Annotated in this window: 17 protein-coding genes; 2 read left to right on the top strand and 15 right to left on the bottom strand. The window is 54.4% G+C overall.

All coding sequences use genetic code 11. The annotated features are described in order from the left end of the window. Window positions 1–4 precede the first annotated feature (4 nt). The 11 genes from ABD720_RS07035 to ABD720_RS07085 form a co-directional block, all read right to left on the bottom strand. A complete protein-coding gene (locus ABD720_RS07035) occupies window positions 5–628 on the bottom strand; it encodes a sigma-E factor negative regulatory protein (protein WP_344762552.1) in 624 nt (207 codons plus the stop codon). A gap of 101 nt (window positions 629–729) precedes the next feature. Next, window positions 730–1332 (bottom strand): RNA polymerase sigma factor RpoE, encoded by a 603-nt coding sequence (gene rpoE / locus ABD720_RS07040; protein WP_344762553.1) that lies wholly within the window; start codon window positions 1330–1332, stop codon window positions 730–732. Window positions 1333–1425: 93 nt separating this feature from the next. Next, the gene (locus ABD720_RS07045; RefSeq protein ID WP_344762554.1) at window positions 1426–1923 is read right to left on the bottom strand and encodes a YgfX family protein; all 498 of its coding nucleotides are present in this window, start codon (window positions 1921–1923) and stop codon (window positions 1426–1428) included. Window positions 1924–1985: 62 nt separating this feature from the next. Continuing rightward, window positions 1986–3233, bottom strand: coding sequence for a beta-ketoacyl-ACP synthase II (gene fabF / locus ABD720_RS07050; protein WP_344762555.1), 1248 nt, complete (start codon window positions 3231–3233; stop codon window positions 1986–1988). A 24-nt stretch (window positions 3234–3257) separates the two neighbouring features. After that, on the bottom strand, window positions 3258–3497 hold the full coding sequence (acpP, locus tag ABD720_RS07055; RefSeq protein ID WP_344762556.1) for an acyl carrier protein: 240 nt from the start codon (window positions 3495–3497) through the stop codon (window positions 3258–3260). A 138-nt stretch (window positions 3498–3635) separates the two neighbouring features. Beyond that, window positions 3636–4397: a 3-oxoacyl-ACP reductase FabG gene (gene fabG / locus ABD720_RS07060; protein ID WP_344762557.1), complete on the bottom strand. Its 762-nt coding sequence runs from the start codon at window positions 4395–4397 to the stop codon at window positions 3636–3638. Beyond that, on the bottom strand, window positions 4397–5341 hold the full coding sequence (fabD, locus tag ABD720_RS07065) for an ACP S-malonyltransferase (protein ID WP_344762558.1): 945 nt from the start codon (window positions 5339–5341) through the stop codon (window positions 4397–4399). The genes fabG and fabD overlap by 1 nt, the downstream gene beginning before the upstream one ends. 27 nt (window positions 5342–5368) lie before the next feature. Beyond that, entirely contained in the window at window positions 5369–6355 is a 987-nt protein-coding gene (locus ABD720_RS07070; RefSeq protein WP_344762559.1) for a beta-ketoacyl-ACP synthase III, read from the bottom strand. Then, window positions 6352–7443 (bottom strand): phosphate acyltransferase PlsX, encoded by a 1092-nt coding sequence (gene plsX / locus ABD720_RS07075; protein WP_344762560.1) that lies wholly within the window; start codon window positions 7441–7443, stop codon window positions 6352–6354. The genes ABD720_RS07070 and plsX overlap by 4 nt, the downstream gene beginning before the upstream one ends. Window positions 7444–7586: 143 nt before the next feature. Then, window positions 7587–7769 (bottom strand): 50S ribosomal protein L32, encoded by a 183-nt coding sequence (gene rpmF, locus ABD720_RS07080; RefSeq protein ID WP_009664394.1) that lies wholly within the window; start codon window positions 7767–7769, stop codon window positions 7587–7589. 134 nt (window positions 7770–7903) lie between these two features. Beyond that, window positions 7904–8398 (bottom strand): YceD family protein, encoded by a 495-nt coding sequence (locus ABD720_RS07085; RefSeq protein WP_344762561.1) that lies wholly within the window; start codon window positions 8396–8398, stop codon window positions 7904–7906. Window positions 8399–8502: 104 nt separating this feature from the next. Between ABD720_RS07085 and ABD720_RS07090 the strand changes: the two genes are divergently transcribed. Together ABD720_RS07090 and ABD720_RS07095 are read left to right on the top strand one after the other, a co-directional pair. Beyond that, a complete protein-coding gene (locus tag ABD720_RS07090) occupies window positions 8503–9123 on the top strand; it encodes a Maf-like protein (RefSeq protein WP_344762562.1) in 621 nt (206 codons plus the stop codon). Window positions 9124–9156: 33 nt separating this feature from the next. Continuing rightward, complete coding sequence (locus ABD720_RS07095) at window positions 9157–9909, top strand: SAM-dependent methyltransferase (RefSeq protein WP_344762563.1); 753 nt, start codon at window positions 9157–9159, stop codon at window positions 9907–9909. A 355-nt stretch (window positions 9910–10264) separates the two neighbouring features. On the opposite strand, the gene ABD720_RS07100 is transcribed toward ABD720_RS07095, so the two are convergent. The 4 genes from ABD720_RS07100 to rluC are packed head-to-tail and all read right to left on the bottom strand — an operon-like array spanning window position 10265 to window position 13403. Then, window positions 10265–11269 (bottom strand): S49 family peptidase, encoded by a 1005-nt coding sequence (locus ABD720_RS07100; RefSeq protein WP_344762564.1) that lies wholly within the window; start codon window positions 11267–11269, stop codon window positions 10265–10267. Between the two features lie 28 nt (window positions 11270–11297). Next, entirely contained in the window at window positions 11298–11672 is a 375-nt protein-coding gene (locus tag ABD720_RS07105) for a Rieske (2Fe-2S) protein (protein WP_344762565.1), read from the bottom strand. Continuing rightward, entirely contained in the window at window positions 11673–12332 is a 660-nt protein-coding gene (locus ABD720_RS07110; protein WP_344762566.1) for an HAD-IIIA family hydrolase, read from the bottom strand. Between the two features lie 57 nt (window positions 12333–12389). Continuing rightward, a complete protein-coding gene (gene rluC / locus ABD720_RS07115) occupies window positions 12390–13403 on the bottom strand; it encodes a 23S rRNA pseudouridine(955/2504/2580) synthase RluC (RefSeq protein WP_344762567.1) in 1014 nt (337 codons plus the stop codon). Window positions 13404–13921: the final 518 nt, after the last annotated feature.

Below are 13921 nucleotides of genomic sequence, written 5' to 3' on the forward strand. Positions count from 1 at the left end.
AAGTTCATTTACCCGTATCGGTTGCAAATGTTGCCGGACGAGCGTACTGCGCGCCGCTATAAAGAGAAGACGAAAAACGTTGATGCGCCAATACATACTCATCGATTTGCGAATCGCGCAGCACGACTACTGCCCCGGACGCGGATTCGCCAGCACCAGCGGCGCCTGCAACAGATGCGTCACTGCCTTTGCCAACCGATTGCAACGCCAGTTGGATAGCAGGTTTGTCACGCGATGAATAGCTGGCCACCATTAACTGTGGAATGCCCAGGTACGCTACAGCGGCGGCGGCAGCAATTCCGGGAACGATGAATCGACGACGCCTTCCGGCACCGAATACAGCCGAGACCAGCGCGGAGCGTTTGCGTGGCAATCGCGTGACGTCGGACTGCATACCCACCTGAGGCAAGAGGAAAGATGGTTCAAGCTCAAGCCGCGCCGACATGCGCGCACTGAAACCTTCGCTCAGGCTGATCGCCATTTCATCGGATCGCAGAATATCTCCGATCTGATGATAGGCATCCCAGCGGGCGCGCTCCGCCGGTTGCCGCAATCGACTGGCGACTTCATCGATACGCGGCTGTGTCAGCTCACCATCTGCAAACGCGGAAATCTCTTCGCGCATCATCTCATTCGATTCCATACCCACCTCGCTAAACTACACACAACAGATCCGATGAACGGTCCATTATTACATCACCAGCGCATTACTCACGCATCTCCAGCACGTCACCAGCGTCGATCAGTCGCCGTCCCCAACAGCGGACGCAATCGCTCGGCAATCGCCTCGCGCGCCCTGAAAATCCGGCTGCGCACAGTCCCAATCGGACATCCCATTGCTTCGGCGATCTCGTCGTAGCTCAATCCTTCGATCTCGCGCAACGTGATGGCTGTTCTCAACTCTTCCGGAAGAGCCCCCATCGCCACGTTGACCGTTTCTGCAATCTGCTTTGTTGCCAGCATTGATTCCGGGGTGTTGATATCTCTTAGGTGGTCTGCATCTTCAAAAGTTTCTGCTTCTTCCGCATCGGCATCGGTTGACGTCGGTGCACGCCGACCTTGAGTGACCAAAAAGTTCTTCGCGGTGTTGATCCCGATCCGGTAAAGCCAGGTGTAAAAAGCCGAGTCACCACGGAATTGCGGGATGGCCCGGTATGCCTTGATAAACGCTTCCTGCACGACGTCCTCGGCCTCGGCCTGGTCGCGCACGAGCCGCGACACTAGCCGCATCAACTTGCGTTGGTACTTGATCACCAGCAGCTCGAACGCTTTTTTGTCGCCACGCTGGACACGCTCGACAAGTAGTTGATCAATATCGCGTTCTGTCGTCAATCCCCGTTCCCTTACATTTTTGCAACGTGCACGCGCCCCGAACAGTTGACTGGTTGAAATGAACTAAGTTCATTCGTTAAAGAATTTCCATCATTAAATTTTATCGATCAAGCGCAGATTTTCCGCTGCTATCCAGCGGCAGGCGACAGACAACCGACGGAAGCACTCGGCCGAAACACTATCAGGAAAAATCAGCAGTGTTTTGACGCCGCGCGTGTCATTCGTAAAACGAAGGAGCAACAAGCAAGAAAAAATAGCTGTTCCGGGAAGCAATGTCATCACGGCATCGTCAGGTCCGGCAGGCGCGTCTTCTTGCACTGACGCCGTACGAACGCCACATTGGCGAACCCTGATTTGCCCGACACCCGAAATATCGATGGAAACGTTTTCCTTTGCGAATATCGGAAGAAAAATGGCGACTGCACCGATCAAGGCGACTGCTGACAGGCAGAATTTGATCAGGAGGACCTCGTCAGGATTAACCGCATGGAAAAAAGACAAGGCGATGCCCGCGGTCATGATCGACATCACGCCACACAGGAGCTTGAAGATTCGGGAAGGGACAACCACTGCAGATACTGCGATGGACATGTCAAAAAGGAGAAGTCAATAGTGAGCATCGCCCCCGATACGTCAGGGGCGATGCGTTGGCATCAGATCTTGCCAAAGACCAAGGTACCGTTCGTACCACCAAAACCAAAAGAGTTTTTTACTGCGTAGTCGATGACCATATCCCGGCCAACATTTGCGCAGTAATCGAGATCGCAATTTGGATCCTGATTCTGAAGATTGATCGTGGGCGGCGACTTCTGATTGTGCACGGCCAGCACGGTGAACACCGACTCCAGACCGCCTGCACCACCCAACAGATGTCCCGTCATCGACTTCGTCGAATTCACGACAATCTTTTTGGCGTGGTCACCCAAGGTACGCTTGATGGCCACTGTCTCGGCAACATCGCCAAGTGGTGTCGAGGTTCCATGTGCATTGATGTAGTCGACATCGGAGCCGTTGATCCCGGCGTTCGACAACGCTGACACCATGCAACGGCGAGCGCCTTCGCCATCTTCCAGAGGCGCAGTCATGTGGTGCGCATCGGCACTCATGCCAAAGCCCAGCAATTCCGCGTAAATCTTTGCACCACGCGCCTTGGCATGCTCGTACTCTTCGAGCACCATCACGCCGGCACCTTCACCGAGGACAAAACCATCGCGGTCCCGATCCCATGGACGCGATGCTGACGCAGGGTCGTCATTGCGAGATGAAAGAGCACGCGCCGACGCAAACCCACCCAGGCCCAGCGGTGAAATCGTTGCTTCGGAACCGCCTGCAATCATGACGTCGGCATCGCCGTATTCAATCATACGCCCGGCTGAACCGATGCAATGCAAGCCAGTAGAGCACGCAGTCACAATAGCGAGATTCGGCCCTCTTAATCCATACTTGATCGACAGGTGACCGGAAATCATATTGATGATGGACGCCGGGACGAAGAACGGGCTGATACGCCGCGGTCCTCTTGCAGTCAGTTCGGCGTGGGTTTCTTCGATCAGCGGCAGACCGCCGATACCAGACCCGACTATCACGCCGATGCGGTCAGCATTTTTCTCCGTAACAACCAGACCACTATCCTGCATGGCCTGGATGCCAGCCGCCATGCCGAAATGGATGAACGTATCCATGTGGCGTGCTTCTTTGGCAGGCATGTATTCTTCGACGTTAAAGTTTTTGACTTCACCGGCAAAACGGGTAGTAAAAGGCGTTGCATCAAACTTGGTAATCGTTGCGATACCGGACTGGCCTTCAAGAACTGCATTCCACGCCTGGGAAACCGTGTTTCCCACAGGTGAAATACAGCCGAGGCCGGTTACGACGACGCGACGTTGGCGTGAGCGGCTCAATCAGTTCTCCTAGACTTAATCAACTCAGGCTTTGACGTGTGCCTTGGCGTAGTCAATTGCCTGCTGCACTGTGGTGATTTTTTCTGCTTGTTCGTCTGGAATTTCCATTTCGAACTCATCTTCCAATGCCATGACCAACTCAACGGTATCGAGTGAATCGGCACCAAGATCGTCAACAAAAGACGATTCGATTTTGATGTCTACTTCAGCGACGCCCAGTTGCTCGGCGACGATTTTCTTAACGCGTTGTTCGATATCGGACATAGTGATACTCCAGTGATTGGGTGACAGAAAGTGCGCGCATTTTATCAGGTTTGCGACGCAAGATTTACTTTTAAGCTGCATTGTAAAGAATGATCAATGCACGAAAAAACACAAGAATACGGGCTAACCGCATCCGGCTCAGCTCATGTACATGCCACCATTTACATGAATCGTTGTGCCCGTAATATAACTCGCCTGTGGCGATGCAAGAAATGCTGCCGCGGAAGCGATATCTTCGGGCAAACCGAAGCGACCTAGCGGAATTTGCTGCATCAATTGCGCAATTTGTGCTTCGGTTAATGCTTTGGTCATGTCCGTGTCGATGAAACCAGGCGCAATACAATTGACCGTAATGTTGCGACTGCCAATTTCTCTGGCAAGCGCGCGGCTCATGCCCGCCACACCAGCCTTGGCCGCAGCATAATTCATTTGGCCTGCATTGCCTGCCGAGCCAACTACCGACGTGATGTTGATGATGCGACCGGTCTTCGCCTTCATCATTCCCCGCAGCACACCCCTTGAAAGGCGTCCTACCGCGGTCAGATTGGTCGCAATGACCGAATCCCATTCGTCGTCCTTCATGCGCATTGCCAGCTGGTCAGCGGTGATGCCGGCATTATTGACAAGAATGGACAGGCCGCCGAATTCTTTCTGGATACTGTCGATCAATCCGGTACATGCCGGGCCATCATTAACGTCAAGCACTGCACCTTTGCCGCTGCCTGGTCGCTCGGCATCGAGGCAAGCCGAGATTGCGTCCGCACCGGCTTGTGTGGTTGCCGTGCCAACCACCAGCGCGCCTTGCCGGGCAAGCTCCAGAGCAATGGCACGTCCGATGCCGCGGGAGGCACCGGTTACCAGTGCAATTTGATGTTGAAGATTCTGGTGTTGACCACTCATTATTCGGTTGCTCCATTCAATAACGCGATTACGCGTTCTAGCGATGCCTGATCCACGATGGCGTCTGACACCAGATTCGCATCGATACGTTTTGTCAGCCCGGACAGCACTTTGCCGGGACCACATTCAATCACATGGGTGACGCCTGACAGGGCAATTTTCCGGATCGTCTCTACCCACCGCACCGGGCTTGCAGCCTGACGTACCAGAGCATCCTTCAACGCAGCGGTATCGCTTGCGATGGCAACGTCGACATTATTGACGACCGGAATCAGAGGAGTCGAGAATGCGACATTCAGCAGATATTCACGCAACTGGTCCGATGCCGGCTTGAGCAATGACGAATGGAACGGCGCTGACACTGGCAGGATCAGCGCGCGTTTCGCTCCCATCGACTTGGCGGCGACACAGGCGCGCTCGACGGCGGCTTTGCTACCGGCGATGACGACCTGCGCTGGCGCATTGAAATTGACGGCTTCGACGACGTCGCCCTGCGCCGACTCGGCGCACAGCGCAATCACCTCGGCGTCCGACAACCCCAGAATGGCAGCCATACCGCCCTGACCTACCGGAACAGCTTGCTGCATGGCCTGCGCACGAAAGCGCACCAGGGGCACGGCATCGCGAAAGGACAGCACGCCGGAGGCAACCAGCGCGGAGTATTCTCCGAGGCTGTGACCGGCAACGATCTCGGGAAGGGGACCACCGGCAGCAACCCAGGCGCGGTACATTGCCACGGCTGCCGTCAGCATGATCGGCTGGGTATTGGTCGTCAGGTCGAGCAACTCTTTCGGCCCTTCGGCGATGAGTTTGCCAAGATCGGTTTGCAATGCATCAGACGCTTCTGCAACCGTATTTTTAACTACTTCGTTATCAGAAAACCCGTCCAGCATGCCGATGGCCTGGGATCCCTGCCCCGGAAAAACAAACGCAAATTTCGTCATGAGTTCACTTCAAATGGAGATTCTGTTTTACATACGTGCAACAACTGCACCCCAGGTGAAACCGCCGCCTACACCTTCCATCAACACATGCTGTCCTGGCTTGACACGACCGTCTCTCACTGCCACGTCCAGCGCGAGCGGAATCGATGCCGCCGAGGTATTTCCATGCTGGTCAACAGTCACCACCATTTTTTCAGGCGGCATATGCAGTTTTTTTGCGGTGCTTTGCATGATGCGGATATTTGCCTGATGCGGGATCAGCCAGTCGAGTTGCGTCGCTTCCAGGCCGGCGCTGTCGAGCGCTTCGGTCGCCACTTTTTCGAGCAGCGATACCGCCAGCTTGAATACTGCGGGACCGTCCATCGTAAGAAAAGCGCTGCCAGCGAGTACACCGCCGTTGACGTTGCCTGGCACACAAAGGATGTCCGCGTAGCGCCCGTCGGCATGTAGTTTGGTCGCCAGAATTCCTGGCTCATCGGAGCCTGACAGGATCACCGCACCGGCGCCATCACCGAACAGCACACAGGTGCCACGATCCTTGAAATCCAGAATGCGCGAGAACGTTTCGGCGCCAATCACGAGGGCATTCTTGTTCGCACCGGAACGGATGAAACTGTCTGCCACGGAAAGTGCGTAGATAAATCCGCTGCAGACAGCCTGCACGTCCACTGCGGCACCGCCATTGGTGATGCCGAGTTTGCGCTGGACAACACAGGCAGTGCTCGGAAAACCACCAAAATGGTCGGAGGTGGAGGTCGCTACGATAATCAGATCGATATCATCGGGAAGCAGCCCCGCCATCTCCAGGGCACGTTGTGCTGCCTGCACGGCGAGGTCGCTGGTCTGCATCGATGCATCGGTGTAGTGTCGGGCAGAGATGCCACTGCGCGAAAAAATCCATTCATCCGAGGACTCGATGCCGTCGGCTGCAAGACGCTGTACCAACTGCTCGTTGGTGACGCGATTTGGCGGTAAGAAGCTGCCGGTTCCAACAATTTTGCTGTAGTTTTTCATGCAGTCTTCTGCTCGCTCAAATCGATCATCTGCCCGGAATCAGTCATTTCAGCGGGCATTTCCTGTTGGGGCATCAGCGATGCAATCGTCGCCGAAATCCGCGACAGCACATCGTTATTTGCTGCGTCATAGGCCCGCTTGATCGCCCACTCGTAGCCATATTTATCAGCACTGCCATGACTCTTGAACACCAGGCCTCTCAGGCCCAGCAAACTCGCGCCATTGTAGCGGGAAGGATTGATGCGGCGGGAGATCGCCTTCAACGCACCGCGTGCCAGCAATGCGCCCAGCATGTTGAGCGGCGAGCTTTTCAGTTCTGCCGCGAGTACGTTTTTCACGAATCGGCCGAGGCCTTCTGATGCCTTCAAGGTCACGTTACCTACAAAGCCATCGCATACAACAATGTCTGTCGTACCTTCAAAGATGTTGTTGCCCTCGACATTGCCATAGAAGTTAAGCACACCTTTGTCGTGGTCCGCGCGCAGCAGCGCAGCGGTACGTTTGACGACATCGTTGCCTTTAATGTCTTCTTCCCCCACATTCAGCAAGCCGATCGTCGGTCGCGGGATGTTCTCCATGGCCGCAACTAACACCGACCCCATCACAGCGAACTGGTGCAAATGTTGCGGTTCGCAATCAACATTTGCGCCGAGGTCCAGCATGTAAGTTGGTGCGTTTTTCTGGTTGGGAATGATGCCGCAAATAGCCGGCCGGTGAATGCCGGGTATCGTTTTCAGGATGTATCGCGAGACAGCCATCAGCGCGGCGGTGTTTCCGGCAGAGACACAAGCTTGCGCCTGCCCGGCCTTCACCAGGTTGACGGCAACACGCATCGATGAATCTTTTTTACGGCGCAAGGCGATCTCGAGTGTGTCGTCCATGGCAACGACTTCGGAGGCATGCACCACCGTAATGCGCGGATGGCTGGTGCAGTGCAACTTTTTCAGCTCTGCATTGATCGCATCTTCTTTGCCTACAAGAACCAACTCTGCGTTTGGTTCGCTATTGGCAAACGAGACGGCTGCTGGAACGGTAACCGAAGGGCCGTGATCGCCGCCCATGCAGTCGATTGAAATTTTAATTGTCATTGATTTGATTCAGTACCCTGCTCCAACCGCGGATGGGCCAGACTCGACGTGATTCACACTGACGCAGATTACTGTGTCAACACGTGAAAAAGCGGCACAAGGCAATATCTGCTGCGCCGCTTCGTATTTTGGTACTAGCAAATTTACTCGTCGTTTTTAGTCTTGAGTACTTTGCGACCACGGTAGTAGCCGGTTGGGCTAATGTGGTGACGCATGTGTGTTTCACCGGTTGTTGCTTCGACGGCCAATTGCGGTGCAACCAGAAAATCGTGCGAACGATGCATGCCACGCTTTGACGGGGACTTTTTGTTTTGCTGAACAGCCATGATTACTCCTGAACCCTAAGATCTTAAATTTTAACATGGACGGCTTGCCTGACTGCGACAAAACCGAACATCACTCTGTACATGAAGGCCGTGAACAGTCTTCGGCTTGCTACTTGAAATACTTGCAGAAATACTTACAGCTTTAGATTTTTCAATGCCGCAAACGACGACGGCTTTTTCAAACCATCGCCAACGGTATTCGCATCATCCGGACAAACATCGTGCTTGACAGACAAGGGCATCGCCAACAGCGCTTCGTCTTCGATGAGGTCTGCAACCTGCAGCAATTTAGAACCGACGATTACATCAATATCATCGTCCGACAACATGCTATCGATATGGTCTGCATCATCTTCGTCTTTGGCAATGATCAGCGTCGATTCGGACGAAATATCAAAATCCAGCGTTCCGAGGCAACGCTGACAAGCCAGCTTTACGCTACCTGAAATACCGAGCACCAAACGCGAGTGCCCCAGGTTGTCGCTTCCGCCCTGCAACGACCATGCAATTGGTCCCGCATCACCGACGACAACTTCAGACAACCGGTGCAACTCGCCAAGAGCCATGCTGCCTTCACGATGTTCCTTCAGGCGGCAAAACTCGAAAGCATCGATTACAGGAGCATCCATAGACTAAGTTGAATCCGGAAAACCTGCGATAATAACAGCGAAGCCCTTTATCAGTCAAAGACTTAGAGCGTCTTCCACAAATACCTTCAAGCGAATCTCACTCCATGCACAAGCAAGTCGAACGACATCGATTACTACTTGCCTCAAGTTCCCGCTACAGACAAGAACTTCTCGCCAGACTCGGCCTACCCTTCACGGCGATAGCACCGGATATTGACGAAACACCGGCACCCGGAGAAGAACCTCACACAACCGCATTACGTCTTGCTCAAAACAAGGCTGAAGCCATCGCGCGCAACGTACCGAATTGCGTCGTGATCGGATCTGACCAGGTGGCGACGCTTGATGGATTGCAGATCGGCAAACCTGGCACCCATGAAAACGCCCTGGCCCAGCTCAAAAAAATGCAAGGCCGCAGCATCGTTTTTCATACCGCGCTTTGCGTGATCGACAACAGGGAAAACCGATTCACGCCCAAAACCCAGGTGTGCAACGTACAAACGCTGGTAACGTTCAGGACGCTTTGCGAATCCCAACTGGATGCCTATTTGCGGATCGAACAACCCTACGATTGCGCGGGCAGCGCAAAGAACGAAGGGCTGGGCATCGCGTTGATGGAGTCCATTTCAGGTACTGATCCGACAGCACTCACCGGACTTCCACTCATTGCATTGACCACGATGCTGATGAACGCAGGATTTCCTTTTTTTGGCGAAGCAGTTTGAACTCGTCATTTCACATTTCATAAGAACAGATTCATGGCCGGAATTCTCTACCTGATCCCCAACACGCTCAGCGCAGCGGCAACTGTCTCGGATGATCTGCTGGCATCGATCATCCCGAACGAAGTACAAAAACTCACGGCAAGGCTGGACTATTTTATTGCCGAGAATGCCAAAACCGCGCGGGCACACCTGAAACTGGTCGCGCGCGAATATCCATTGAAGACGGCTTTACAGGAAATACGTATTGAAGAATTGAACATCAACACCGACGCTCACGCTCTGCCTGCGCTACTGGCTCCGTTGCTGGCCGGCAGCGATGGCGGATTGATTTCGGAAGCAGGCGTGCCCGCAGTGGCTGATCCGGGTGCCAACCTGGTACGCCTGGCGCACCAGCAAGGCATTCAGGTGCGCCCTCTCGTCGGCCCTTCTTCATTATTGCTTGCAGTGATGGCTAGCGGCCTCAATGGGCAGAGCTTCGCGTTTAATGGTTATTTGCCGATTGATGCGGCGCAAAAAATCAAGCGTATCAAAACGCTCGAAGACCGCTCGCGCCAGGAAAAACAGACACAGCTTTTCATCGAAACGCCGTACCGCAATAGCGGCATGCTGGAAGCGCTGGTTGCAACCTGTAGCCCGAACACATTGATCTCTGTCGCAACGGACCTGACTACCGCCGAAGAAACGATCCGTACCCAGACTGCGACGCAGTGGAAGCGCGACCTGACATCCGGAAAAGCACCGGCATTCAACAAGAAGCCGACCGTGTTTCTCTTGCTTGCAGAATAATTCAGATCACACCGATCACCCTGCTTGTGGTGGCTGACCACGGAGCCGATTTTTCCATCGTTTGCAGCATGCTTCAAAAACAGATATCCATAAAAAAACGGCGCATGACGCCGCCGTTTTTTATTGCCCCCGAACGGGACATCCTCATGAGAGATGGGAAATCTCTCTAAACCGCCTCGATGCGGCGCATGGGTCCAGATTCGTTGTGGCGCTGTTTTTCGTTGACCGCCCCCATCAATGAACATGATTTCATCATAGTCGCGAATTCGCATCCTGCAAGGACTAATCAGGAGACTGATTAACCTTTTCCGGATTTCCCGCATTGGCCACCCGACGACCACGTCGCATTACGTTATCAGCGGATCTGCAATGTCGTGCCAGACACGATCGACTTCATTGCACCGGCACCCATCGCTGCACCGAATTTTTTCAGTACCCGTTCTGGCAAACCTTCATGCTGGGTGTAGTCGACGATGTCTTCTGCCTTGAATTCATCGCGGGCCACCGTATCTATCGTACCGAAGCCGTCTGCAAGCCCTTGCTCCACCGCCTTGGAACCCGTCCAGAACAAGCCCGAGAACGTATCCGGGGTTTCTTTCAGGCGCTTGCCACGACCTTTACGAACCACCTCGATAAATTGCTGATGAATTTCGTCCAGCATTTCCTGGGCATGCGCTTTTTGCTTGTCATTTTGCGGGCTGAACGGGTCCATGAAGCCCTTGTTGGCGCCGGCAGTTTGCAAGCGACGCTCGACGCCCAGCTTGTCCATCAAGCCGGTGAAGCCGAAGCCGTCCATCAGCACGCCGATGGAGCCTACGATGCTGGCCTTGTTCACGTAGATTTTGTCCGCGGCAACGGCAATGTAATAGCCGCCTGAAGCGCACATTTCGTCGACCACCACGATCAGCGGTTTCTTCGGATGCAGTTTGCGTAGGCGTCCAATTTCGTCGTTGATCATGCCAGCCTGAACCGGGCTGCCACCAGGACTATTGATGCGTAAAATGATGCCGACTGCAGCAGTATCAGCATAGGCCTTGTTCAACGCGGGAATCACGGATTCGGCTGCGCCACTGCCGCCACCGGCCTCGATCGTTCCATCGATATCGACCAATGCCGTATGGGTCGTCAGTTTTTCCTTGTCAACATTACCGAACTCAAAATAACTCCAGACAGCGACGACTAACAACATCAACATCACCAGCTTGAAAAAAATTCCCCACCGTCGACGGGCACGCTGTTCGGCCAGAGCGGCGTAAGCCAGCTTTTCAATTACGTCGCGCTCCCAACCGTCCTTCTTTGGCTTCTCGCCCGGTACAGCTTGCCCGGTCAATCGTGGATCACTGAAATCATCATTGCTCATCGCGGCTCATTTCCATTCAATAAATAAGTCATGCATTTACAGGAGTAACGCAGGTATCGGACAACCAGAAAATTTCTCCGTCGATCTCGCTCACGCTGATCGGGCGCAATTTTCCGCCGCGGCAGGGACCGCCTTCGCAACGGCCACTTTCCGGCGCATAAATTGCCCCATGCGTGGAGCACATCAAGTACAAGCCGCTGGATTCAAAAAACTCGCCCTCCGCCCAGTCAAGTTCGATCGGCACATGGGCACAACGATTCAGGTAAGCGTAGACGATGCCGCGGTATCGGACCACAAAGCCGGTTGTCTCGCCGCCAAACGCGACCACCGGAAAACGCACTCCCTTGCCCACATCGAGAACGTCGGATGACTTGCACACGAAAATCGGAGCGGCCGTCATCATTCAGGCGTTAGCCGTCAGCCAACCATGCAATTCGGCGACCGAATCTGCAGCAAACATCGGATTCAGTGCAGCAAGCTCTTGCCTGGAGTGCGCGCCATAATGCACCGCAACGCCGCCAGCGCCCGCATTGATCGCCATCTGCAAGTCGTGCGTGGTGTCGCCAATCATTAACGTTCGCCGCATGTCCTGACCCAGCTCTCTGGTCAGTTCCTGCAACATCGCCGGATTCGGTTTTGAGAAAGTTTCATCTGCACAGCGCGTCGCGTCAAAAATCGACAGCAATTTTGCCGCGTTCAGGGCACGGTTTAAACCAACCCGGCTCTTGCCGGTTGCCACGGCAAGGAAATACCCGGCCTGCGACAACTCTGTGAGCATGTCACGCACGCCATCGAACAAGGTCAGGTCATTGTCCTTGGACAGATAATGATGACGGTAACGCTCCACCATTTTTGGGTAGTACTTCGGATCGATATCCGGCATTGCCGCCTCCATCGCATCCTGCAAGCCCAGCCCGATGACGTATGAGGCAGCCCGTTTGTCCGGGACCGGAAGACCCAGGTCACGGGCAGAATCCTGGATGCATTTGACGATGGTGGCAGTGCTGTCCATCAAGGTCCCGTCCCAGTCAAAGACGATCAGATCAAATTGCTTTCGCGCCATGATGCTCGGTGGCGATGCCACCGACTCCTTCAAATTAGGGAATGTAGCTAGTAGGTATTACGAGCCTGTCGGTACTTCTTTCAGGCTTGCCAGGAAGCGCAGGCATTCCGGCGGCAACGGCGCATTGAAGGTTACCTGCTTGCCCGTGTCCGGATGCATGAACGTGATCTGATGCGCGTGCAGGAACATCCGCTTCAGCGCGACGCGGTTACCCTCGGCCTTTTGCAACTCGCGATTCAGGCCAAAGTCACCGTACTTGTCATCGCCTGCGATCGGAAATCCGCTCGACGCTGCGTGCACCCGGATCTGATGCGTACGTCCGGTTTTCAGCTCGGCTTCCAGGAAGGCAAAGTTCTCGTACTTGCGCAACAGCGTAAACACGGTGTGCGATGCCAGACCATCGGCCTGCACGCGGACGCGCCGCTCGCCATCCGGCGCATTAAACTTATGCAATGGTAGCTTGATGTGCTGGCGGGCGTTTTTCCAGTCACCCTGGACCAATACCAGATAGCGCTTGTCGATATCACCTTCGCGTATCTGTTCATGCAAATTAGTAAGCGCAGAGCGTTTTTTTGCCAGCATCAGAATGCCGGAAGTGTCACGGTCGAGGCGATGCACCAGCTCCAGGAACTTGGCATCCGGCCGCGACGCGCGCAACTGCTCGATGACGCCGTAACTGACACCGGAACCACCGTGCACGGCGACGCCGGCCGGCTTGTTGATGATCAGCAGATGGTTATCCTCGAACACCGTCGCAAACTCGGAACCCGGTGCCGTGGACTCTTTTTTTTCTGCCACGCGCACCGGCGGTACGCGCACCACGTCGCCCTCGTTCAGGCGGTAAGTCTGGTCGATACGACCCTTGTTGACGCGCACTTCGCCAGAGCGCAAGACCCTGTAAATATGGCTCTTCGGCACGCCCTTGCAAATGCGTAATAAAAAATTATCAATCCGCTGGCCCGACTCTTCATCGGAAATTGTGATGAGCTGTACTTGTGGAGAAACTTGTTGCAACCGGGAGGGTGAAAGCGTTTCAGCCTCTTTCCCAGAAAATCTCTCTAAGTCCTTCATTTTGAATATATACTTGTTTCGCGGAAGTTACAAAGCTACCGCTGGTGTGAGAAAAAGAAGTTCATTTTACACAGGGGCGTCTCCATCGGCCTCGCCAATTTGCAAATACGATGGAAAAAAAGATGTGTACGCACCGTCCCTGCGCCAGTCAAGGTCGCACCGTTGATGTCATCGGACAGCGCGCAAGGATGTTGACCAGAGTAATTAGAACCACGGATAACTCCGGCAAGCTCGCCAGCTCAAAGGCAGCTCGCCGGTCGATGTTGTTGCACCCTGTTTGCCGATTCAGCTGAACCCTTCGTTTGGTTCAGCTTAACCAAGTTGCTTTGCCGCCGGTGCTGCGCTCGATCGATTCGATGCGCGCGACGTTCGGCGGTACGCACTCGACAAACGGACCAACCGCAACTGCGCACCATTGCGGCAACTGCCGGCCTGCCGGCAAGCCACATGGCAAGGCAAGTTCCTCTCTAATTCTCCGGTCAGGCGTACATCCCTGTACTTTTGCCGTCACGTTCAAA

This window comes from Actimicrobium antarcticum (assembly GCF_039536745.1).
Classification (GTDB): Bacteria; Pseudomonadota; Gammaproteobacteria; order Burkholderiales; family Burkholderiaceae_D; genus Actimicrobium; species Actimicrobium antarcticum.